The sequence below is a fragment of the Adhaeribacter aerolatus genome (assembly GCF_007991635.1).
Taxonomy (GTDB): domain Bacteria; phylum Bacteroidota; class Bacteroidia; order Cytophagales; family Hymenobacteraceae; genus Adhaeribacter; species Adhaeribacter aerolatus.
In genome coordinates, this window is sequence record NZ_BJYS01000022.1 from 1 (window position 1) to 24,642 (window position 24,642).

At 46.6% G+C, this 24,642-nt stretch carries 15 protein-coding genes and 1 tRNA gene; 1 reads left to right on the top strand and 15 read right to left on the bottom strand.

Annotated features, from left to right (window positions below; translation table 11 throughout):
- Positions 1-23: 23 nt before the first annotated feature.
- From AAE02nite_RS14780 to AAE02nite_RS14825, 10 genes are all read right to left on the bottom strand, one after another.
- Positions 24-278 (bottom strand): acyl carrier protein, encoded by a 255-nt coding sequence (locus AAE02nite_RS14780; protein WP_146898880.1) that lies wholly within the window; start codon positions 276-278, stop codon positions 24-26.
- Between the two features lie 13 nt (positions 279-291).
- Positions 292-3,708, bottom strand: coding sequence for an efflux RND transporter permease subunit (locus AAE02nite_RS14785; RefSeq protein ID WP_170252610.1), 3,417 nt, complete (start codon positions 3,706-3,708; stop codon positions 292-294).
- A gap of 54 nt (positions 3,709-3,762) precedes the next feature.
- Positions 3,763-4,905, bottom strand: coding sequence for an efflux RND transporter periplasmic adaptor subunit (locus AAE02nite_RS14790; protein ID WP_146898883.1), 1,143 nt, complete (start codon positions 4,903-4,905; stop codon positions 3,763-3,765).
- Between the two features lie 31 nt (positions 4,906-4,936).
- A complete protein-coding gene (locus tag AAE02nite_RS14795; RefSeq protein ID WP_146898886.1) occupies positions 4,937-6,433 on the bottom strand; it encodes a TolC family protein in 1,497 nt (498 codons plus the stop codon).
- 14 nt (positions 6,434-6,447) lie between these two features.
- The gene (locus AAE02nite_RS14800) at positions 6,448-7,041 is read right to left on the bottom strand and encodes a TetR/AcrR family transcriptional regulator (protein WP_246151061.1); all 594 of its coding nucleotides are present in this window, start codon (positions 7,039-7,041) and stop codon (positions 6,448-6,450) included.
- 640 nt (positions 7,042-7,681) lie between these two features.
- Positions 7,682-8,716: a glycoside hydrolase family 5 protein gene (locus AAE02nite_RS14805; protein ID WP_146898892.1), complete on the bottom strand. Its 1,035-nt coding sequence runs from the start codon at positions 8,714-8,716 to the stop codon at positions 7,682-7,684.
- Between the two features lie 75 nt (positions 8,717-8,791).
- Positions 8,792-9,178, bottom strand: coding sequence for a type II toxin-antitoxin system VapC family toxin (locus AAE02nite_RS14810; protein ID WP_146898896.1), 387 nt, complete (start codon positions 9,176-9,178; stop codon positions 8,792-8,794).
- Positions 9,178-9,381 carry a type II toxin-antitoxin system VapB family antitoxin gene (vapB, locus tag AAE02nite_RS14815; RefSeq protein ID WP_146898899.1) on the bottom strand — a complete coding sequence of 68 codons (204 nt, stop codon included), beginning with the start codon at positions 9,379-9,381 and terminating at the stop codon, positions 9,178-9,180. Before vapB ends, AAE02nite_RS14810 begins: the two co-directional genes overlap by 1 nt.
- Positions 9,382-9,512: 131 nt before the next feature.
- A tRNA-His gene (locus AAE02nite_RS14820) sits at positions 9,513-9,589 on the bottom strand.
- 74 nt (positions 9,590-9,663) lie between these two features.
- Positions 9,664-10,998, bottom strand: coding sequence for a dihydroorotase (locus tag AAE02nite_RS14825; protein WP_146898902.1), 1,335 nt, complete (start codon positions 10,996-10,998; stop codon positions 9,664-9,666).
- A 225-nt stretch (positions 10,999-11,223) separates the two neighbouring features.
- Here AAE02nite_RS14825 and AAE02nite_RS14830 point away from each other — a divergent pair, with 225 nt between their 5' ends.
- Entirely contained in the window at positions 11,224-12,705 is a 1,482-nt protein-coding gene (locus AAE02nite_RS14830) for an arylsulfatase (RefSeq protein WP_146898905.1), read from the top strand.
- Between the two features lie 409 nt (positions 12,706-13,114).
- On the opposite strand, the gene AAE02nite_RS14835 is transcribed toward AAE02nite_RS14830, so the two are convergent.
- The 5 genes from AAE02nite_RS14835 to AAE02nite_RS14855 all read right to left on the bottom strand — a co-directional run bounded on the left by AAE02nite_RS14835 (position 13,115) and on the right by AAE02nite_RS14855 (position 24,141).
- Positions 13,115-13,921 carry a 3-keto-disaccharide hydrolase gene (locus AAE02nite_RS14835; protein ID WP_146898908.1) on the bottom strand — a complete coding sequence of 269 codons (807 nt, stop codon included), beginning with the start codon at positions 13,919-13,921 and terminating at the stop codon, positions 13,115-13,117.
- A gap of 181 nt (positions 13,922-14,102) precedes the next feature.
- Positions 14,103-15,473 carry a vanadium-dependent haloperoxidase gene (locus AAE02nite_RS14840; protein ID WP_246151063.1) on the bottom strand — a complete coding sequence of 457 codons (1,371 nt, stop codon included), beginning with the start codon at positions 15,471-15,473 and terminating at the stop codon, positions 14,103-14,105.
- A 60-nt stretch (positions 15,474-15,533) separates the two neighbouring features.
- The gene (locus AAE02nite_RS14845) at positions 15,534-19,001 is read right to left on the bottom strand and encodes a VCBS repeat-containing protein (protein WP_246151065.1); all 3,468 of its coding nucleotides are present in this window, start codon (positions 18,999-19,001) and stop codon (positions 15,534-15,536) included.
- Positions 19,002-19,532: 531 nt separating this feature from the next.
- On the bottom strand, positions 19,533-21,014 hold the full coding sequence (locus AAE02nite_RS14850; protein WP_146898911.1) for a RagB/SusD family nutrient uptake outer membrane protein: 1,482 nt from the start codon (positions 21,012-21,014) through the stop codon (positions 19,533-19,535).
- A gap of 58 nt (positions 21,015-21,072) precedes the next feature.
- On the bottom strand, positions 21,073-24,141 hold the full coding sequence (locus AAE02nite_RS14855; RefSeq protein WP_146898914.1) for a SusC/RagA family TonB-linked outer membrane protein: 3,069 nt from the start codon (positions 24,139-24,141) through the stop codon (positions 21,073-21,075).
- Positions 24,142-24,642: the final 501 nt, after the last annotated feature.

Genomic DNA, 24,642 nt, shown 5'->3' on the forward strand with positions numbered 1-24,642 from the left:
TTTGCTTACAAATTGAAGTTAAACTAACTGGCCGGTTCCGGGGTATGCGACGATACGTAATTCACAAAATCGCCTACGGTATCTATCTTTACTTCGTCGGGAATTACGATATGAAAGTTCTTCTCCAACTCCAGAATAATATCTACCACGTCTACGGTATCAAAGCCAAATTTGCTGAGGTTGGCATTGGTGTGTAAACGCGAAGGTTTAATTTCTTTGGTACGGCTGATTATTTTTATTACTTCGTTTTGTATAGCGGAGGCAGGTTGTGTTCTCATGGTATTCTTTGAATTAGGCAGGTTGTTCTTCATAAGTAGGATGCATAATTGGGCCAGAAGGTTGCATGGCTTTGTTACCTTTTAACTTTAATTTTATACTTTCACTAATCAGGTACATGGCTGGTACTACCAGCAAAGTTAAGAACGTAGCAAAAGCCAGGCCGAAAATAATGGTCCAGGCTAAAGGCCCCCAGAAAACGGCACTTTCGCCGCCCAGGAAGAAATGAGGTTCAAATTCGGAGAATAAAGTAAAGAAGTTAATATTTAAGCCAATGGCCAGTGGTATCAGGCCCAGTATAGCGGCAGTGGCCGTCAATATCACTGGTGTCAGACGGGTTTTACCCGCCATTACCACGGCTTCGTGCAACTCATAGCCTTCACGTTCGCGCAGTACATCGGCAAATTCTACGAGTAATATACCATTTTTCACCACAATACCGGCCAGCGCAATAATCCCCACGCCCGTCATTACCACCGAAATATTCATGCCGAAAATGGAGAAACCCAGCAATACTCCAATTAAGCTGAATATAATCTCCGACATAATAATTAATGGTTTAGAGATAGAGTTAAACTGCGTTACCAGAATTAAAAAGATTAAACCAACCGATGCAACCAGCGCAATACTTAAGAAGTCGCTGGTTTCCTGCTGATCTTCCTGCGCGCCGCCAATTTTTACTTCGTAGCCTTCGGGCGCTTTAAATTGCTGCAGGTTCTGCCGGATGGTTTCGTTTATTTCGTTGGCGTTAAAACCCGCCAGCACGTTCGACGACAAGGTAATTACCCGTTTCACGTTTTTGCGGCGAATACCACCGTACGTAGTAGAATAATCGATTTTAGCCACCGACGACAATGGAATTTGCTTAATCTGGCCCGAAACCATGTCGCGGAAAGTTAAACGCATATCCATCAGGGCATCAATATTAGAGCGGTAAGGCTCGGCGTAACGCACCTGAATCGGGTATTCGTCCTCGTCGCGCTTTAGTTTAGAAGCTTCGTAGCCAAAAATGGCCGTTCGAATTTCCGAACCAATTTGAGCGGTGCTGATACCTTCGCGGTTAGCCCGTACCCGATCAATTTCCACGCTTATCTGCGGATTTTTGTCTTGCAAGTCCGAACGCAAATCTTCAATGCCACCAACCTGCAACGAATCGATTAACTGCTCTACTTTGCGCGCCACTTTAATCAGGGTGCCAAAATCTTCGCCGGCTACTTCAATCTGTACGGGTTTGCCTACCGGCGGGCCGCCTTGCTCCTGATCGACGGTAATTTCTACACCCGGAATATTTTTAACTTTTTCCCGGATTTTATTCAGGTACGTGCGCGAACTCGGCCCGGTGCGGTACTGGAACTCCCGGAAAGCCACGGTTACTTTACCTTTGTTCGATTCGGCCTGGTAAGAAGCTTCCATGGGGTCGCCGGCACCAATCGCTACGTTCGAAATAATAGATTCCACATCCGGATTATTCTCCCCCACTACATCGTGCACCCGTTTTTCTACCAGCTTGGTAACCGAATCGGTAACGGCCTGGTCGGTACCCACCGGCATTACCAAATAGGTATAAATAAAGTTCGGATCGCCCTGCGGGAAAAAGTCTACTTTTGGCTGCCGCAAAATGGTGGCAAATATCGATAATACTAATAAACCCACCACGGCGGCTAACACCCCAAACGGACGCCGGCCCACTAACAGGCTGCGCAGCACCCGCTCGTAAACATTCATAAACCGCGGCAATACTTTTGTCTGGAAACTATGAATCCAGCGGGTAAACACGTATTTATTTAAAGCGATAAACAGCATAATAAATACAGTCAGGTTGGCCAGTCCTGTCCAGCCGGCCAGGTAGCAGATGCCGGCAAAAACGCCCAGGCCAATCATCCAGTACAGAAAAGTTTTGCGGGCTTTTGCCGGATTGGGGTTTTCATCTTTGCCCATAAACGACACCGCAAAAACCGGGTTAATAATAAAGGCTACCAGCAACGAAGCCATTAAAGTAAGAATAAGCGTTACGGGCAAAAAGTACATAAACTTACCAATAATGCCGGGCCAGAATAACAACGGCACAAAAGGCGCCACTGTGGTTAAGGTACCCGCCAGCACCGGTACAAACACCTCGCCAGCCGCTGCTTTGGCCGATTTTACAATATTCCAGCCAAACTGATGGTGAATGCGGTGCGTGTTTTCGATTACCACAATGGCATCGTCTACCACAATACCCAGGGCCAGCAAAAACGAGAACAGCACAATCATGTTTAAAGAGAACCCGAGCGCCGGCATTACCAAAAACGCCAGGAACGCCGAGATAGGCACCGACAAAGCCACGAAAATTGCGTTGGTGGTTCCCATAAAGAACATGAGAATAAAAGTTACCAGCACAAACCCGATAATAATGGTATTAATCAGGTCGTTTAGGGTATGGCGGGTCCGGTTCGACTGGTCGCCGGTAACGGTTACCTTTAAGTCTTTGGGTAAGGCCGTTCCTTCCATCTCCTTCAGAATATTGTTGATTTTATCTGAAGCTTCGATCAGGTTCTGGCCGCTGCGCTTAATAATATTTAAGGTAATTACCGGCTGGTTATCGAGGCGGGCGTAGCTTTCGCGTTCTTTAAAGCCATCGGTTACAGTAGCAATATCGCGCAGCGGAATATTACCGCCGGGCAAAGATTTAACCACAATGTTGCCAATCTGGCTGGCGTCGGTATACTGCCCCACCACGCGCACCGCCCGGCGCATTTCGCCTACTTTTAACAAACCACCCGAAATGGTCATGTTCTCGAGCTGAATGGCCCGTTGAATATCGCCAAAAGTAACCTGGGCGGCCTGCATTTTATACAAGTCCACGTCTATCTGTACTTCCTGTTCCAGCGCTCCCACAATATCTACCCGGTTAATTTCGGGCAAAGTTTCAATGCGATCCTGCACGGCTTCGGCGTAATTCTTCAGTTTATCGCCGCTGTAGTTACCCGACAGGTTCACGTACATAATCGGCATTTCCGAAAAGCTAACTTCCTGTACCTGGGGCTCGTTGGGCAGGTCGTTGGGTAAATCCGAACGGGCGCGGTCTACGGCATCTTTAATTTTCTGTTTGGCCGCATCTACGTCTACATCGGTCATAAACTCCACCGAAATAATACAGAAATCCTGCATGGAATTAGAAGTAACCCGCTTTACCCCCGAAATAGATTTGATTTCTTTCTCGATGGGCCGGGTAACGAGGTTCTCCATATCCGAAGGCGACGTACCCGGATAAATTACCCCGGTCATAATGGTGGGGATAACAATATCGGGGAAGTTTTCTTTCTGGAGCCGGTTGTAGGTAATAATACCTGCCAGCGTGATAATGACCGTTAGCACGTAAATGCTGGTTTTATTATCGATAGATAAGCTGGTCAGGAAAAACTCTTTGATTTTACCTTTGGTTTCTTTCATGATTGAAGCTTTTATTATCGGGCAGCCACCGCTAGCCCGAAAGCTGATAAAATATTACTTATTCAAAGCCACGGCCTGACCTTCGTTCAGATTCTGCTGGCCGGCCGTAACAACCTGGTCGTTGGGGTTCAGTCCGTTGGTTATTTCGGTATTGCCGGCGTAGGTCTGGCCCAGCGTAACTTTGCGTTTTTTTACCACGGTGCCGTTGCCGGCCTTTTCTATAACGTACACGTAGTCACCGGCCTCGTCTTTCTGGATGACGTTTACCGGCACCACCAGCGCATTCGGGTTGTTGTACTCCTGCACCTTTACCACTGCTACCATGTTGGGCCGGATGGGCGCATCTACCTGTCCTTTAATTCTAATCTCAATGGGGAAAGAACGGTTAGAAGAATTAATTCCCTGGCTAATGGCCGTAACGGTAGCGGGAAATTCCTGCCCGATATCCGGTAGAGAAACCTTGGCCACTACGCCCTTGTGCAACTTACCGGCATGGGCTTCCGGAATGTCCGCCACCACTTTCAGGCTGGTAGTATTTACAATGCGGGCCACCGGCAGCGGCGAGGCCGGGTTAACCGCTTCGCCCACTTTGGGGTTAAACTCATCTACCACGCCGCTAATAGGGGCTTTAATTACATACTGGGCTTGTTGTTCGCGCATCGTAGACAACCGGCGTTCCAGGGCCTCTTTGTTGTTCTTAGCCTGTAAATATTGAATTTCGGTGCCTATTTTCTGGTCCCAGAGGTTCTTTTGTTTTTCGTACACGGTGCGGGCCAAATCCAGGCTGGTGCGTAATTCGGCTACGCCTTGCTCCAGAATGGCGGCATCGATGGTAGCCAGCACCTGGCCCTTGCTTACCCGGTCACCCCGTTTAGCCCGTACGCTGGTGAGTACGCCCGGTACCCTGGCGCTTACGGTTACATTCTGGTCAAAATCTACCCGGCCCTGTACTTCTAAGTAATTGCTGAATTTCTGGGGCGTAACGGTTACCGTAGCTACCGGCACAGCCGCCGCTACCGGGGCAGCTAATTTACCTTCGGCCCGGAGCTGATCTTCCAGGCTGGCAATCTGGCTTTGGATTTCGGTTTGCTGCTTTTTGAGGGCGGCTAATTGTTCTTCTTTGGTGCCGGCTTCTTTGTTGCAGGCCGATACCGCAATTGCCAAAGACAGCACGAGTACTCCTATTTTATTTTTCATAATTCTATAGCTAATGGATAGGGAAATAATTTTATTTAGTTAAAGTGCCGTTCGCTTTTTGTAAATCTACCTTGGCAATAATAGCGTCGTACACGGCCCCGTAATAATTGGTCTGGGCCTGCCGCAATTCGGTTTCGGCGGTAACTACTTCCAGGTTAGAGCCAACGCCTTCCTGAAACTTGATATTAGCTACCCGGGCTACTTCCTGAGCCAGTTCCAGGCTTTGTTTCTGCGATTCCAGCACTTGTAAGGCATTTTGCAGGATGGTGTTGGATTGCCGCATTTGCAGGTCTATGCTTTGCTTTAATATTTTAAAACCGTTATTAGCTGTTTCTACCGCAATGCGGGCTTGCTGCACTTCGTACTTCTTGCGCAGACCATCAAATATGGGTACCTGCAAACTTAAACCTACCGACCCAAATGAGAACCAGTTCGGGAAATCGGGTCCGCGGTAATTAGGGCCCATATCTTTGGTGCGCAGCTCCATTAAATCGGAGAAATTGCGGCTGCCGCCGTTAATGCCGTAGCGGCCGGTGAGGAATAATTTGGGGTAGTAACCGGCTACTTTGTTTTTCACGTCCAGCAAGGCTAAATCGCGCTGGGTTTCGAGTATGGCATACTCAACCCGCTGGCCGTAGTCGAAATTGGTAACGGCTACCTGTTTGGCATCTACCACCACATTATCCAGCTTGTCGGTCAGTTCTATGGCCTGGTTCTGGTCCAGGCTCATCTGGAATTTTAATAAATCGATGCTCAAAGCCAGTAAGCGGTTGGCTTTGTCCTTCTCTACTTTCAGGTTGTTGTAGCTTACCTGCAGGCGATCCACATCTATCTTTTCGGCAAAGCCTTGTTTATTTATCTCGGTGGTTTCGCGCAAAATCCGCTCCAACCGCACCAGGTTCTGGTCCAGCAAGCCAATGCGTTCGCGGGTAACCAATACGCCGTAGTAGGCTTTGGAAACATTCTCGATTATATCGCGTTCGGTTTGCTCAACCTGCTTTCGGGCCAAATCGGTATAAACTTTAGCGGCCTTTAAACCAATCAGGTAAGATCCATCGAACAATAACTGGTTACCCGAAATAGCGGCAGCACCGGCATACTGCAAACCAAAAGCAAAAGCAGAATAAATGGGCTGCACCGGCTCGGTTGAGGGGACAAACTCCGGTACCAGCACTACGTTCTGGCCGTTATTTAACTGCCCTAAATTCTGCGGCGTAATGGTAACCTGTTGCTGACCACCGCCCCCAAAAGCCGAAACATCAACCAGGTTTTTCTGTATTTTAAAGTTATCGGTTACGTCTACGCCGGCGTTAACCTGGGGCAAGCCCATCGACCGGATTTGGCCTACCCGCGCTTTGGCGGCCTGGGTTTGCAGTTCGGCATTTTTCATGGCCGGCTGGTTTTCTAAAGCATATTGGATGGCCTCCTGGAGGCTGAATGGCTGGGTTCCGGTTGTTCCCTGGGCAGCTACCGGGTAAATACCGGCCGCGCTTAATACCCAGGTCAGGATTAGTAATTTTACTTTCATAGTTGTTTTATTATTTATTCTTCCTCGGTTACTTGTTTGTATTCATTAATGAGCTTGTGCCCTTTGAGGGTGGCAATGCCCAGCATAAAATGCTCCAGGCATTTCAGTTGCACCTCGCCAACGTTAAACTGATCAGGCGGGAAAATATTGGGGTTAAACACGAGTTCAATCTGGGCCAGCCGTAATCGGCTCATCACCTCTACATCCAGATCTGCGCGAAAAAGGCCTTCTTCCATGCCGCGCCGGATATTGGCCTTTACGGTAGCCAAAATAAAGTTCATTTTATGCGCGTTAAACAGGTTCCAGGCACCCGGGTGATATTTTTGCAAGTCATAAAACACGGAGGGATGCAGCTGCGAAAACAATTTTTTATTCAGGGTCATAATCCTAAAAAGTTCCTCTACCGCATTGGTCGCCGCTTTAGTGGTTTCTTCGCAGCCGCATTCATTGGCCTGCAGATGCAGCCTGATTACCGCTTGCACCAGTTCATCTTTGTTCTCAAACCATTTGTAAAGTGTTTTTTTCGACATTGCCAGTTGCAGGGCAATATCATCCATCGAAACACTTTTTATTCCCCGGCGACAAAATAGCCGGAACGCTTCGGTCAAAATCTTGTTTTTTACTTCCACTGTTTAGCCTAATGGGCACAAACCTAAAGGAAACTTTTATTGTTTCCAAAGTTTCCGGTAGAATATTTTTAATTTTCATTTTAACATTTTCAATAAGGCAGGTTGGCTAATTTTCTGGTGATTAAAGGCAGCACAAAGGTGCTCGTGGTGACCGGCAAACCAAAAAGATATTCGGTAAACAGGTGGTTTTTCCTGCTGAATGACAGAAAAACAGGTTTAAAGCGCTTGCGGTGGTATTAACCCGGATCGGATTTTTGCTTATTAATCGGCTGCTGGCGCTGGCAAGAACCGGTTAAACGGAAGGAATATTTAAGTTGAAACTTACGTGTGGTTGAAGCAGTTAGACCAGCAGTTTTTGATAAGCAAACGTTATATTCATCTTAACACTTCTAACAGACAGGCTATACCACCGGGAATAAAAGAGCAGCGTTAGCTGAAAATAATATTCATTCCTCTCCACCGGTTAGTCCGCAGAACTCTTCTTGCCTGACCAGAATTGCCGGAAAAATACCAGCGGTGGTGTCGGGTACCGGAGATTGCTGTTCGTGCGGATAACTGTACGGTGCTGAAGGGAGGCTTTGTGTTTGTTGTTTAATTGGGTGACAGACTAATTGCCGGTCTATTTTTTACTTCTAAGGGTAGACTCCTTTTGGCTGTATTTCTGCAAAGCACTTTTAAAATATCGGCCTTGCCGGGTTGGCGTAAACTGCCAGTCGCTGATGAGCATCGGCGACCATTGCGGGTCGAAAACCCAAACTGTGTAGGAAATGCCGTTTTCGTCGGCGTATTTGGTAATGGCGTCGCCGTAAGATTCGTCGCTGATGACCGGCACGTGGGCGCCTTTGTCGTCGGGGCCGCAGAAGCCAATTTCGGTTAAGATTACCGGGTATTTTTTAGCGACAAAGCCCCAGTCGGCGGTCCATTTGGGCTCCCAGGGTTTTTCGCGCTTCTGGGGGTACGGGTGGCTAACGTAGGCAATGCCTTCGGCCATAATCAGGTCCTGGGCTACCGGGGTAAGGTCGTAAGCCCAGTTAAAACCCGCTACCAGTGGCACCGCTTTCGAGCCGTTTGCCCGGATGATTACAATCATTTCTTCTACTATTTCTTTCCATTGCGGCCAGGTGCAGGTGCCGGCTGCCCCGCCCATTACGGTTGGCTCGTTAAACAGTTCGAACATAGCTACGGTGGTATTGCCTTTATAATATTGCGCCATGGTGCGCCAAAACTCGAAAGTTTCCTTTTTAGTGGTCTCGTAATTACCTCGCTGGTAAAGTTCTGAACGCAAGTTGCCAATGCTGTGCCAATCAATAATCACGTACATGCCCAGTTCGGTGGCCCATTGCACGCCCTGGTCCAGCAGTTTCAGGTAATTTTCCGGCCCGTGTTTGCGCCAGGCATTCGGGTGCACCGGGAACCGCACCACATTGGCACCCCAGCTTTTCATGGCCTGAAAATATTCTTTGTTCCAGTGTTTATCTCTATCGACTTTATCCGGGTCGCTGGTGTCTAGCCCCCGAAATACAATGGTTTTGCCGTCGCTGGTAACAAATTTATTGCCTTGTACGCTTATTTGGGGTAAGGTGGTAGTTTGGGCGTAGGAAGGCTTACAAGCGAGTAGGAAGAGGAAAATCAAAATTACAGGTAGTATTCTCATTAAGGCTTTATCCTACTTAATATTTCGGCAAGAAAGATAAGAAATTAAGTAAAATTGAATGCGACTTTTAAGCCCTTAATCCCACTTTATTTTCACCCGATATTTATTGAAGTTCTCATCCCTTGTCAGGATTAATAAATTTTCGGTAGCTCCTTGGGCTATAATTATTCTGTCGAATGGATCGCGATGGTGAAATTCCAATTTTAATAGTACCTGAATATGTGCAAAGGTAATAGGTAAGATTTCAATGTCGTTATCAGCCAGCAATCCTGCTATTTTATTAAAATCTGATTGGAGCTGGAGCTTATTGAGACTTAGCTTTATAGCCATTTCCCAAAGACTGGCAATACTGATAAAGCATCTATTATTGATATTTTTTATATCGCTTCGAACTTGCTCCGGTAAAGAACCATCGCCATTAATAAACCATATGAACGTATGCGTATCAAGCAATAAGTCCATTACATATATTCTTTAAAATCTTCTAATGGTTCATCAAAATCAGGGGCCATTTTAAAAAAACCCTTGGCATATCCGAACTGGCGCTCTGTAATTTTCTTCTTGGATTTTTCTTTTTGTTTAAGGAATTCCACGAAATCTGAAACTTCCTTTTTGAGCGCAGGCGGTAAGGACGATATCTGGGAAAATAATTGAATATCTGTCATAATGCTTTTCTGTTTAATACGATATCTCCGGAATAAAATGTTGTCTTTAATAATTAGAAGATAATAAATTTTATTAATGAAACCAGGATACGTTATAAAACAAAAAAGCCTCTGCTTTCACAGAGGCTTTCTGGGGTGGGAGACGGGGCTCGAACCCGCGACCCCCAGAATCACAATCTGGTGCTCTAACCAACTGAGCTACAACCACCGTATTATTTTAGTGAGGCAAAGGTAACATACTATCTTTAGTTTTTCAATAGCGGAGCCAAATTTTTTAATTTTTTATCGCGTAAATAATAATCGCTCGCCCATTTTACTTTCGTCGAAGCGGCCTTCGGCATATGCCAGGTGTCCCGATACAAAGGTATGCGTAATTACGCCCGTAAAGGTTTTGCCTTCCAGCGGCGACCAGCCACATTTATACAAAATATTTTCTTTGCTTACAGTCTGCTCCTGGTTTAAATCTACCAGCACCAAATCGGCCCAGTAGCCTTCCCGGATATAACCGCGATCCTCTACGTTAAAGCAAATAGCCGGGGCATGGCTCATTTTTTCTACTATTTTTTCCAGGGAAATTTCGCCGCGGTTATAAAAATCGAGCATCAGGGCCAGCGAGTGCTGCACCAGGGGCAAGCCCGAAGGCGCTTTCTTGTACAGGTTCTGCTTTTCTTCCCAGGTATGCGGTGCGTGGTCGGTGGCAATAATATCCAGTTGGTCGTTTAGCAGCGCTGGCAGCAAGGCAGCTTTGTGGTGCTTTTCTTTTATGGCGGGGTTACATTTAATCTGGGAGCCCAGCGTTTCGTAGTCGTCCTTATCGAAATACAAATGGTGCACGCACACCTCGGCGGTTATTCTTTTTTCGGCCAGCGGCATATCGTTCCGGAATAATTCCAGTTCATCGGCCGTAGAAATGTGAAGGATGTGCAAGCGGGTATTGTGCTTTTGCGCGAGCGCTACCGCCATCGCCGACGATTTATAACAGGCTTCGGCACTTCTTATTTCGGGGTGACACCGCATCGGAATATTTTCGCCGTACTGTTCGTCGTACTTTTGCTGATTGGCCCGAATGGTGGCTTCGTCTTCGCAGTGTACCGCTACGAGCATAGGCGCTTCTTTAAATATTTTTTCCAGCACGGCCTGGTTATCTACCAGCATATTGCCCGTAGAAGAGCCCATAAATATTTTAATGCCGCAGACGTTCTGCGGGTCGGTTTTCAACACTTCTTCCAGGTTATCGTTGGTGGCGCCCATAAAAAATGAATAATTGGCCAGCGAGGTTTGCGCACCAATCTCGTATTTCTGGGCGAGTAATTCCTGGGTGGTGGTGTTGGGCACCGTATTCGGCATTTCCATAAACGAGGTTACGCCGCCCGCCACGGCTGCCCTGGACTCCGTAAAAATATCGGCTTTGTGGGTTAAGCCCGGCTCCCGGAAATGCACCTGGTCATCAATTACGCCGGGCAATAAATATTTACCATTGGCCTCGATTATTGCATCGGCCGGTAAGGTAATATTTTCTGCCACCAGGTTAATCCGGCCCTCTTTCACGTACACATCGCTCCGGAAAATCCGGCCTTCGTTAACCAACTGGGCATTTTTGATGAGATAAGTTTTCATTTCTAAATCGTTAACTACTAAATATTACTCCGGCATTTAAATTATCGGCCAAAAATATCCGGCTGGCTGCACATTATTACTACTATATAAGCAATTTAATTTTCGCATCGCCCAAAAAAAGCTAGATCTGGCAACTCCATAAATATGGCTATTGCGAAGTACCTTTAAAAACAGCGCTATTTAATAATATTAAAATATTAACTTTTAGACCTGAAAATAAACCCTATGAAATATTTTTTCCGGCGCGGCTGCTGGCTACCCTTCTTAGTCCTACTATTGGCTTGCTCTGGTAAAACCCAGTCCAGGGAGGAAGCGGAAGCGCAAAACACAAAACCCAATATTATCTATATTTTAGCCGATGACCTGGGTTACGGCGACTTAAGCTGCTACGGCCAAACCAAATTTACCACCCCCCACCTGGATAAAATGGCCGCCGAAGGCATGCGTTTTACGCAGCACTACGCCGGCAGTCCGGTTTGCGCACCTTCCCGCGCTGCCCTCATGACCGGTTTACACACCGGCCACACGCGGGTACGCGGCAACTACGAGGTTGGTCCGCACGGTTTTGGGGCCGGGGTAGCACTAAAGCCCGAAGATATTACCGTAGCCGAAGTCTTGAAAAAAGCCGGCTATAAAACCGGTTTGGTGGGCAAATGGGGCTTGGGAGTAGCCGGCACTACCGGCGAACCGCAACAGAAAGGGTTCGATTACATGTTTGGTTTCCTGAACCAGGGCCATGCGCATTTTCATTACCCCGAATATTTGTACCGGAATGGCCAGAAAGTAGAACTACCCGGCAACCAGAACGGCAAACGCGAACAATATGCCCAGGATTTATTTCACCAGGAAGCGCTGCAATTCCTGGATAATAACAAAAACGGGCAAGCACCTTTTTTTCTGTATTTAGCCTTAACCGTGCCGCACGCCGAAATGCTGCACCCCGATGATGAAAACCTGGCCCGCTTTAAAGGTAAATTCCCCGAAAAACCATTTGTCAAAAAGACCCAGGGCAAACGCATCGACGATAGTTTGGGCACTTACAATTCGTCGGAAATGCCCCACGCCGCTTTCGCCGCTATGGTTACCCGCCTGGATGCCCAGGTTGGGCAACTTCTGACGCACCTGAAAAAACTGGGTCTGGATAAAAATACTATTGTATTATTCAGCAGCGACAATGGGCCGCACAAAGAGGCAGGAGCCGACCCGGTTTTCTTTAATAGTTCCGGTCCTTTGCGGGGCTTTAAACGCGATTTGTACGAAGGTGGTATCCGGGTGCCGCTGATCGTGCGCTGGCCCGGCAAAATTAAAGCCGGCTCCGAGAGCAATCATATTTCGGCGTTCTGGGATTTTATGCCGACCGCTGCTGCTTTGGCCGGAACCCCATCACCCGCTACCGATGGCATTTCTTTTCTGCCTACCCTGCTGGGCAACACCCAAGACCAACAGCAACACGACAACCTTTACTGGGAATTCCACGAAAATAAAACCTCTAACCAAGCCGTACGGCAAGGCGATTGGAAAGGTATTCGCCACCGCCCTTCCGGCCCGCTGGAGTTGTATAATTTAAAAACTGACTTGGCGGAGAAGAATAATGTAGCCGAGGCCCACCCGGAAATTGTCTCGCGACTGGAAACAATGCTTAGTAAGGTCCGGACACCTTCGGAAATATGGTCGCTGAAGGACGACAGAACGTCAGCACCGAAATAAATTCCTGATTACCCAGGTAGAACCAATATTTACAACTGTTTTTTATTTCCAGAAACGAAAATCCAGGTTTTTATTCCTCCCAAATGGTTAGGTTATCTGAGCAGCCCCGAAGTGGCGCCATATATCAGCGATGGGTGAAGCCCATCGAAAAGGTTAGCAATATAAAAGTCCTGAAAGGGCGAAATATTTCAGGCTAATTGTATCCGTGAAATATTTCGCCCTTTCAGGGCTTAACAAGATTGAAACTGTTAACCCAGGGCTGGCTGATTCCGCCCATTCAGGGCTTTGTTTAAAGGAAGAATATTGAAATGGTTGGCCTATTTGGATAATAGCCTAAGACAAAAAGAGCGGCAGCATTAAAATGCTGCCGCTCTTTTTGTCTTAAAACTCTTGTTAGCCGGCTAAATTCTTATAATTCCCGGATCCAGATGTTGCGGTAGCTGATGGGCTCGCTGGGGTCGCCGTGATCCTGGAGTTTGATGGGCGATTTGCCGTGGGCTTTGTATTGCGGCAGGCCAATGTAAACGGTAGGTCCTTTTAGCTCGGTATTGTTCTGTACGATTACGCCGTTGTGTATGACGGTTACGCGGGCCGGGGAAAACAAAGTACCGTTTTCTTTAAACCGGGGCGCGGTAAATACAATATCATACACGTTCCATTCGCCGGGTTTGCGCATGGCATTTACCAGTGGCGGCGTTTGCTTGTAAATACTGCCCGCTTGTCCGTTGGAATAAGTGCGGTTGTTATAGGAGTCGAGCACCTGCAGTTCGTAGCCGTCATCGCCTTTACCGGTTGAGGCCAGAAACAATCCACTGTTGCCCCGACCCTGGCCTTTGCCGTTAATTTTTTCCGGAATCTGCCATTCTATGTGCAGTTGATAATCCTGAAAAGCTTGCTTGGTTTGAATATTGCCGGTTCCTTTTTTAACGGTAAAAACGCCTTTATTAACCGTCCACTGGGCTGGCTTCGCAGGATCGCTGGTAGACACCCATTGGTCTAAATTCTTTCCGTCGAACAGAACAATAGCGTCGGACGGGGCTGTACTGGTACTGCCGGGTGTAATAACTTTTACTTCGGGCTCCCAAAACTCGGTCATGGCCGGTACCATTTTAGGCGGCGTGGGTACTTCCTGGGCCACGGCCGCGGTAAAGCTTAAACATCCGAATACAAAAACCGCGCAGGCGGCTTTCTTAAAGTTTAAAGAAGATTTTTGCATGTTGGTTAGGAATATTTATAGGTGGTTTATTACGTTGTAAAATTGGCAATTATTAATTTATCCATCTTAATCTGGTTGATTAATTTATTTTTTAAGTACGGCCGGATCCCCGCCGTTTGGCAGTTTTATTTTAGCCTAACCGGCAAATTTTACCGCTTCTCTAAGCCGAAGCTACCTTGTTCTACTTTTGCTGGTATGGGGTAACCGTAGCCACCACACCAGCCGGTTTGCGGGTTTTAAGCTTTGTTACCAGATATTTACCTACCTGTGCCCCTTCCGTTGCGCCATTTTCGATCGCCGACATAAAGTGGATACCGCCGTACAGCCGGCTAATGGCGGCTTCGTCGGCGGCGGCCTGAAAAGATTTAAAAGGCCGGGCCGGTAAGCCATAAGGCACTTCCGTAGAATCGGTATAGGCAAAAGCCGGACCAAATAATTCGGTAAGGACTACCGCCGCCGCATTAGAAATAACACTATGCCCGCTGGGATATTCCGGGAAAGGCGGCGTTTGCAGCAGGGGAACCCAATTATTATCCAGGTGCGCGTTAATCGCGGTTTCGGGCCTGATTCGGTCGCTGCGGTATTTTTCGTCCCAGCAACTAATAAAGCCATCGGCCAGCGAAAGGGAAACGCGGGTTAATGCTTCCAGGGTTTGCATCATATCGGAGCCGGCCTGGCGGGAAGCAATACTGGCAATACCCAACCAATGGCCACCCGGGGTTATTTTTTTGGTCGCGTACATCACGTGGCCGGTTACATGCATCACAAAAGGGTTACAATCCCAGAAACTGGCAATGGCCCGTTGCTCATCGGTTAGCTGGTTGGTGGTTTCGTAAACCTGTAGCATTTCCTGGTAAAACGGGCTGCCTTTAACCGGATTAAATGCCACGGGTTTAGCCGGGGTAAACTGGCTGCAGGAATCCATCACAAAAGGGCGCACTTTAAACCAGTTGGGCTCAATAGCATCCATATAAGCTGGGGGCGTGGGTACCCAATGGCCAGCTTGTTTTTTAACCTGGTGCCGGAAGCCGCGGGTTTGCTTGTAGCCGTCTTCGTTGGCGTAGGCCATTATTGCATTTGCCACTGCCTGCCCGTACCGCAACGAACGCACCTGCACCTCCCGGGGCACCCCCATTCCGGAATATTTATCGTGCAGTTGCTTTTCGTATTCATCCAGCATATCGCCGGAAAAGGTTAGGTTGCGGCCTACGGCTAGAAAGGCCTGCAGGCTGGCCAGCGGAAAGCAGTAAACGGAGTCTTTGGCCGGCTGCGGGACGCCCGTAAAGCCGTTCAGTTGCCCCTTCAGGGATTGGTACTGCGGATAATCATGAATTAATATTTCGTAAGCCGCAATGTGGGGATAAGCGTAGATGCGGCTGGCTACCGGCGGCGAAAAAATATCGTGCACAATAACGGCCGTTAATTTATTTACCGACTGGCGGAAAAACTCCGGGTTCGCGGCGGCGGCTTTATAATCTTTGGCCGGCTGCTCGCAGCCAACCATCAAGCTCCACAGCAACAGCAAAAAACCAACTTTAAAATAACTTTTCACTTTCTATTACCAATGCTTATCCACAATATACTCTAATATTTTTAAACCCCGAAACAGCCCTTACAGAGGCGCCTGCTTGCCGGATGGACTTTTACTTTTTACTACCAGTTTTAAATCTTCATTTTTAGCTTTCCGGAATATTTGCAGAGGCAAATCGTTCCGGGCAACCAATAATAATTCTTGGGCGGGGGTTCTGAGCGGCTTTATATCCCGGACCTGGCCTTCCAGCAGGAAGCCGGCTTCGGTGGGCAAAACCGGAGTAAATTTCCCCTGACCATTTCCCCGCAATACTAAACCGTAACTGGCATCGTAGCGGCCCTGATACGTGCTTACGCCATAAAAATTCCCGCCCAATAAAACATCCAGGTTACCGTCGTTATCCGTATCGGTTATATGCAGCGCAAATATTTTGGACACCTGGGCCTCGCGTGGCAGGGCGTATGGTTTAAACTTTTTGTTGCCCAGGTTTTCGAGGTATACCGACCGGAAATTATTTACTTCTAATAAGCGGGCATCCTGTAACTGGCTTTTATCAAATATTTGTTCAATGGTTTTGCCGGCAAAATCGCGGTAGTTCGTAAATCTTTTATTAATCAAAGGCATTTGCTTGCCCAGTTCATCTTTGGAGGCAACCGGATACCAGTTCTGCCCGGCCTGGTAGGTCAGGATTTGGTCGAGGGTATTATTGCCATCTATATCCTTCACGTACATTTTAAGCGCTCCATTTTCCTGTTTGCGCAATTTGGTGTTGGTGCCCAGGTTACCCACCACAAAATCAATATCGCCGTCTTTATCAAAATCGGCGCCTTTTATAACCTGCCAGAATCCTTTTGCGCTCTGCAGGCCGGTATTATTATCGGGTACCAGTTTATTATTCTGGTTTTGGAACACCTGCACGGGCATCCAATCTCCCACCACCAATAAATCCAGATCACCATCCTGGTCATAATCGGCCCACTGCCCGTCGGTAACCATACCGGCCTGTTGCAGGGCCGGCGCCATTTGCGCGGTAGCATCGGTAAAGCGCCCTTGGCCGTCGTTGCGTAATAAATAAGACCGCGGGCTGATGCCGTATTGGTAGCCCACTACCCGCCCCCCGACAAATAAATCCAAATCGCCGTCGCCGTCGAAATCAGCGGGCCGCACGCAACTTTTATTCGCATATAGGGCCGGCAGGTTCGGGCTGCGGGTAAAATTGCCTTGGCCATCGTTCAGGTATAGCCTATCAAACTGCTCGGGCATTTTATCATAAAACTCGTTGCCGCCTGATACCACGTACAAATCCAGGTCTTTGTCATTATCAGCATCAAAAAACACGGCATCCACGTCTTCGTAAGTCGAATCGGCCTGGAAAAGATCTTTGTTGGTGGCGGAAAATTTGCCATTAGCCCCCTGCACGAACAACGCACCGGGCTGCCATTTGGCACCGCCCACGTAAAAGTCGTCCAGGCCATCGCCGTTTACATCGCCCACCGCCAGTTTAGGACCTTCGGTAGATACCTGGAAAGGCATCAGGCTCTCGCGGTAATAATCCAGGTAATTATTCTCGGCGTGTTTGTACGGGATAGCGGTGGTAGTCGAAACATCGGTATACAGGTGCGGAGCGGAGGGGAATAATTGCGCGTAAAATAGCTGGCTATTCGCTTGCGCATCGACTTGCTTCAAGACCAGCGTGGTATTGGCTTGGAGATTCGTTTTTACTTCGGCCTGCTGATTTCCCCAGATTACAATTAAAGTATCTACTCCCGAAAGCTTGCCTAAGCCAAAAGTTAGCGTAGGTTCTACACTCGAAAGAAAGCCCCGGGTAGGCATTAAATGCTGGGTTTGCAGTTGCCCCTGGTGCTTCAGATACACCTTGGCACCCAAACCAAATTTATTCAGTTTATCACCTTCGAGCTTAATTTTGAGGTAATTATTTTTCAGGAGCTGGTTGCTTTGGTTGCGGTAAATGCCCGCCGGCTGGTTAATATTGTTAGTAATCAAATCCAGGTCACCGTCATTATCTAAATCGGCGTAAGCGGCTCCGTTGGAAATAGTAGGCTCTTTAAAACCCCAGGCCACGGATTTGTCCTGGAACTGCAAACTTTTAGTACCCCGGAATATATAATTAGGCACCTTGCCTTCCGGCATCAGGCTAATGGCTTTATTATCGAGGTTCTTTGACGTTTCCATAGCCTGGCGCATGGTTTCATCGTCGGCGAATTTAACGTAATCCAGGTTGTTAGGCCGATGAACGATACCATTGGAAATAAAAATATCTTTAATGCCGTCGTTATCATAATCGGCCAGTAAAGGGGCCCAGCTCCAATCCGTGGCAGCTACGCCGGCCATCAGGCCAATATCCGAAAACTTCTGGCCGCCCACACTTAACTGCAAACAGTTGCGGCTGTATTGATAAAAATACCCGTAGGCCAATTTATACTGGTAAATATCAAAAGGATCTTCTCCCAGCGAGGCCTTTTCTACCTTCTCATCGGCCGGATACATATCCAGGGTCATAATATCGGGGTAGCCATCGTTGTTCATATCGGCGGCATCATTACCCATGGAGAAACGGCTTAAATGCCGGAAATGCTCTTTTACACTTTCAGTAAAGGTGCCGTCCCCGTTGTTCAGGTAATAATAATCATCCTCATGAAAATCATTCGACACGAAAATATCGTCCCAGCCGTCGTTATTTAAATCCGCAATAGCTATTCCCAAGCCATACCCCATGGCTGCCTGGTAAATTTTGGCCTGCTTACTCACGTCTTTAAATTTAACAACTTTACCTTCAGGGGCGGCTCCCTTCGGGGTTATAAGCTGATTTTCCAGTAAATAATCCCCGGCTTCGTTGTTGCGCAGGTTGCGCGTAGAGACCTGATCGTAACTGCGGGAAGTATGCACAGCGTGGTTCAGCAGGTATACATCCAGGTCGCCATCGCGGTCGTAATCGAAAAAGGCAGCCTGGGTGGCAAAACCGGTAAAATCCAGGCCATAATCCGCCGCTTTTTCGGTAAAGGTTATGTTGCTGTCGGCGCCGGGACCATTATTTATATATAATTCATTTGAACCCTTAAGGCCCTTGAAATTACCTACAGCGCACACATAAATATCCAGAAAACCATCGCCGTTTACATCAGCCATGGTTACACCTGTTTTCCAGTCGGCCAATCCCTGAATTCCGGCTGCTTCCGAAATATCCCGAAACTGAAATTTGCCGGTGTTCAGGTATAGTTTATTCTTTCCCTGGTTCGAAACGAAGAACAGATCCACCAGGCCATCGTTATTTACATCGCCGGCCGCTATCCCTGCCCCATTGTAAAAATAGAGGTAATCCAGAATATTTAAATCTTTGGTGGCCTGCAGCTTGTTAACGAAAGCAATATTTGTCTGGGCAGAATTTGTCTGTTCGAAAAGCGGATTCCGGACGGCTGTAGTTTCCTTTTGGCCCGAACACGCGGAAGCCAGGAAAAGCAAAACCAGCATCAAACTATAAATATTTAGAAGCTTACTACTTTTAATAACCGAATATTTGTACTTGCACATCTTTCTTCGCTAAACTAATAAATGGTAGTCTGCCGGCACTTTCATGTACCCGTGGATTACCGCACCTGCTCTTTTGTAAAATAACTAAATTCCGGGAGTTTCCGCCTCAAATGCGATAAGAGAAATATCAAATAATTGATGTTAATTACCAGAGGCAGTAGCACCAACAAATTATAAAATTCGGACCAGCTAAATATTGACCAGCCTTTTTTTATTACTTGGGCAGTAAAATTGATATTGATGTCTAAAGGAGGTGAGATTAGAAAAGAAAATTATTCGGCGCAAAATCCGAATTGTTAGTACTTCTGTTTCGAACAGAATAAACTGCCGTTGGGGGTGTTATCACCGCCCATTCTAAAGCTTCTGCCCGACTACTTGCTGGTGAAAACACGCAGCAAGGGCAGTGGTTTCGTTCAATTTATAAAATGCTAAACAGCTTCAATATTTTAATCTTCATCACTTGCCTAAACAGGTAATTAGCTAAAAAAGCAAGCCCATTGCTGGACTTGCTTTTCTAACTGGTTTTAAATATTAGTACCCCGGATTTTGTTTTAATTTTGGATTTAAAGCTAACTGACTTTGTGGTATTGGGTACAGATTTCTAAATTCTGGGGATTGGTCTTTAAACTGGGCTGGACCAGTAAACTTTCCGAAACGAATCATATCCTGTCTGCGGTGGTATTCCCAAGCCATTTCGCGGCCCCGTTCTGCCAGAATATTATCCAAAGTAAGCGTTGTAAACGGATCTACCTGTCGTTGTGCGCGAATAAAATTTATATCTTCCAGTGCTTTAGGCAGGTTGCCGTTGCGAAAATAGGCTTCGCCCCGCATCAGGTACAAATCACCTAAACGAAAGATAACAAAATCATTGTCCTGGCTCGAATTCGGGTTGTTGCGCTGAATTTCATATTTCGCACTTCTTACCCCCGCTGCCCGGGCAACAGGGCCAGCGGGCATCTCAAAGGCCGGAATCTCGGGGGTAAAAGCCAGTGGCCGATCGCCGTCAATCAGCGGCGTGCCATCGGCGGCGTATTGCTGGCCCACCAGCCACATTTTTTTACGTACATCTTTATCCTCGAAAGATTTATAAAAATCAGTTTCCGTGGCATAACCATTATTCGGCGGGCTACCTAAATTATACGTGCGCTGATTTAAGTAATGCAGCGTCCTGGTTTGAATATCCATACCCGTCCGTTTTGTTTTATCCATAGGCGTGGCCAGAATAATTTCGGGGGACGATTGGTTATTGATGCTGAAATTGAACAGGAAATCTGGCGCTAACCGGTATTTACCCGAATTAATTATAACATCTGCATGCTCAATGGCTTTGGTCCACTGGGGAGTGCCGGTATACACCTGGGCGTTTAGATAAAGTTTGGCCAGGATCATATGGGCAACGTACTTGTTCATCCGCCCGTACTTTACACCGCCTACCGTTTCAGACAGATCGGGTAAAGCCGCAAGTAACTCCTTCTCCACCCAATTATAAACTTCTGTTCTGGTCTTCTGTTCGGGGCTTTCCGCACTTATTTTTTCCGCAATAATTACATTGCCAAAATTATCCATTGCCAGGTAATGATAGAAAGCCCGTAGCGTTTTCAGTTCCGCAATAAGCGTTTTATCGGTAATGGCTGGGTTTAATAACTGGCGGTTAATGGCCGTAATGTTGTTGTAAATCCAGGTCCATAAATTATTAAACGGGCTGTCGTCCAGCGTTGGGTTCCAGGTATGCTGTTGCATACGCCGCCAGCGGTCCCCATCTTTCCAGTCCCCGCCCCGGGTCGGAATTATTTGTTCGTCGGTGGTGGTATTAAGTCCCACAAAGCGGTTAAAATAATCGCCCAACCCACCATAAAGTGGCCCTACGAGCGCATCGAGCTGTTCCGGGTTATTGCCAAATGCATCCTGGGAGAGTTGATCGCTTACTTCTTCATCCAGATCTGTACAGGATTGAACCCATAATAATCCGATAGCTGAACCAGCAAAGAGCAAAGTTTTGAGGTATTTATTCATGTTGTTGTGATAATTTCGTTTGAATAATTTATTCCGGAATAGGATTCTCTAAACCTTATCAGAAAGTTAAGTTAACGCCTAACTGAAAGGAACGGGTTTTAGGATATATACCGGTGTTGTCTAGGCCAAGCGTATTCGGGCGCTGGCGGTTGGCCGCATCACCACTGGTCCGCAGATCGCCGCGTACTTCCAGTTCCGGGTCGATACCTTTGTATTTAGTGATAATAAATAAGTTGTTACCGCCTAAGTATACGCGCGCGTTCTTAAATACGCCCATAGGAGGAACATTATACCCAATCTGCCAGTTGTCTAACCGAACAAAAGAGCCATCTTCTAGCCATAAATCAGATAACTGGTTTGTGCTGTAGTTGGTCTGGTAGTTAGCTATGTCGGTAAGCTGATTACCTTCCAGGATACTACCGGGTATGGTGAAATTAGAGCGCAGGTTATTCAGGATTTTATTACCGAATACACCGCGTAACTGAAAGTTTAAATCGAAGTTGCCGTACTGGAAGCTGTTGATAAAGGAAGCGGATAATCGCGGCTGGGCAACGCCGGCTTCATATAATTTAGCTTTCGTATAATCGGTTGTCGTGGTTCCGTCGGCACCCTCCAACAAAACTTTGCCATCGGTACCGAACCCGGCGAAATGAGGTATTAAAAACTCGCCCAGCGGATGTCCTTCCCGTAATTGAGAAGCAAATACATCAGACAAACCACGACCACCAAATTCGTTATAACGGATAACCCCAACATCAAACTGGTCATTTTTAAGACTTACAATTTCATTTTTGTAAGCAGTACCAACTAAACGGGTATTCCAGGTAAGGTTTTCGGTTTTAATAATATCGGTACTTAAAGAGAGTTCAATACCTTTATTACTCATTTCGCCCACATTAGCGGTAATGGTGTTAACAAAATATTGCCCGTTAGCCGGCACATTGTAATTGTACAACATGTCTTTGGTACGTTTATCATACACATCTATGGTACCGTTTAACTGCTCGAACAAAGTAAAGTCGATACCCACATTCGCCTGCTGAATTATTTCCCATTTTAAGTCCGGGTTGCTATTCTGGATAACGGCATAACCGGGTACAAAATCACCAATACTCCCATCGTAATAAGTACCCTGGCGGCCATACAGGAATAAAGACTGGTAAGGACTTATACCTTCGGAGTTACCGGTCTGCCCCCAGCCGGCACGTAGTTTTAAATAACTCAGGGGTTTATTCCCTTGCAGAAAGCCTTCGTTCGAAATAGTCCAGCCGGCCGCAAAAGAAGGGAATATGGCCCATTTATTATTAGCTCCAAATTTTGAACTACCATCCTGCCGTACGGTAGCGGTAAGATTATACTTGTCCATCAGGTTTAAAGTACCTCTACCGAAGAAAGATACCAGGGTAGTGCGGTTGCGGTAAGAAGTAGCATAATCCTGCGCACCGGATAATAAAGTACCCCGGCCACCGGATAAGTTATTATAGCCAAACTGCTCGTATAACCCGTTGATGTAATTGTTGTTATAAGCGCCAAAACCATCATCAACGTTATCCTGATAAGAGTAACCACCTAAAATATTGAAATTATTGGTTCCGCCTAACTGGCGGGTATAGGAACCGGTAATCTCTAATAATTTATTGTTAGTCTGGTATAAGTTACGGGATGTACGGCCCTGGTTAGACCGGAAAGCCAACACATTACGGTTGTAAGCCTGACTATTTACCGTATTATCGTTCTTGAGCGCACCATTTACCCCAATTACAAAACCATCCAGAAGCTCGTATTTCAGGTTTATGCCCCCAATCATTACGCGTTTTAAATCATCATTCTGGTAGTTTTCGAGCATGGCCACCGGATTATACAAGGCATTCGATCCGGGAATTTCATAATAACTGCCGTCGGTATTACGGATGGGTAGCGTTGGCAAGAAAAAAGTAGCCCGGGTAATAACATCGTCGTTCCGGTTTTGCTGGTCTGTTTGGGTGTAGGCCAGGCTATACTGCACATTTAACCGGTTATTGAGCGCTTTCTGATCTAAATTAACCCGACCGGTCAATCGACCAAAGCCTGTATTTTTAACAATACCATCGCGCTTAATATAATTGAGTGAGCCCCGGTAGGTGAAAGCTTCGCTGCCGCCCATGATAGATAAATCGTGGTTGTTGGTAAATCCGGTTCTGGTAATTTGATCAAACCAATCGGTGTTGTACCCCTGCCCGTTAGCGTCTTTCGGAAACCGGATTACATCATTCAAAGAGGCATCGCCTTTTATTTTAGCAACTTGTGCCCGGTAGCCTTCCGCATCTAATAAATCAAGTTCGCTGGAGATTACATCTGCGGCCACATAATTATTGAAACTTACGCTGGTAGTACCGGCCTTACCTCTTTTGGTAGTAATAATAATTACCCCATTAGCCGCCCGGGAACCATAAATAGCCGCCGCCGAAGCATCTTTTAAAACGTCCATTGTTTCAATATCTGCCGGTGCAATGCTATTGATGGGTACGCCAATGATGCCGTCTACCACATAAAGCGGGTCGCTGCCACCAGCCAGGGAGGTATAACCCCGCAGCCGAATGGTAGGATTCTGATTGGGGTCGCCGTTGGGTTGCGTAATAACCAAACCGGCCACCTTACCTTGTATCGCCTGGAGCGGATTAGGATTTACACCGGAGTTAAATTCTTTAGCCGTAACCTGCGCTACCGAACCCGTAACATCTTTTCGCTGCTGGGTACCGTAACCTACTACCACTACTTCTTCCAAAGCTTTGGCGTCTTCGGCCAGGGTAATATTCATAGTGCCTGGCCCGGTAAAAGCCTTCTCCTGGGGAGTGTAACCGATGAAAGAAAAAGCCAGCACGCCGGCTGCTTCCGGCACACTTAAACTAAATGAGCCATCTACCCCAGTTGAGGTTCCATTAGTTGTTCCTTTTAAAACCACTGTAACACCCGGTAACGGGTTTCCAGTGGCGTCCACAACTTTACCGGTTATGGGCCAGACAACCGCTTTAACTTTTAAGGTGCTGGCAGGATGATAAGGAAAGGCTACACTACTGGTACCCATAACCATCATCAGTAAAATAAACAAGCAGGTTTTTGGCTGCCTCCAATGGGTAAATTTTTTCATAAAACTTGTTATTTGTCTGTTTGTCAAAATTTAAAGTCACTATGCTTTTTGCACTATTGAACGGCAGGTCTAAAATTGTATTATTCTATCATATCTCAAATAAAAACAGTTAAATTTCATTTTTTTACAAATCAATTTTGCTTTTTAGAGAAGAATTTCAAAATATTCTTTGCGATATTCTTTAAAAAATTTTCAACCATAATTCAGCTTGAAGACACGCTCATATTATGCTGCATGCCATTTAGAACAACCCATATTTACACCATTGGTTTACAAGCAGTTAATTTATAACAACACAAACACCGGCTTGTTTAGGGCGTTTCAAAAATATTACCGCATCCGGTAAATAATGTGAGTTATTATACTACCCAGAACTATCTTTAATTACTCCGATAATGTTGTTGGCAGACACCGAAGGCATGAACACCTATTAATTCTTTAATAATTTTTAATAAACTTATACTTACTTTAATATTTAGAATAAGTTGGGCCCATAATTAT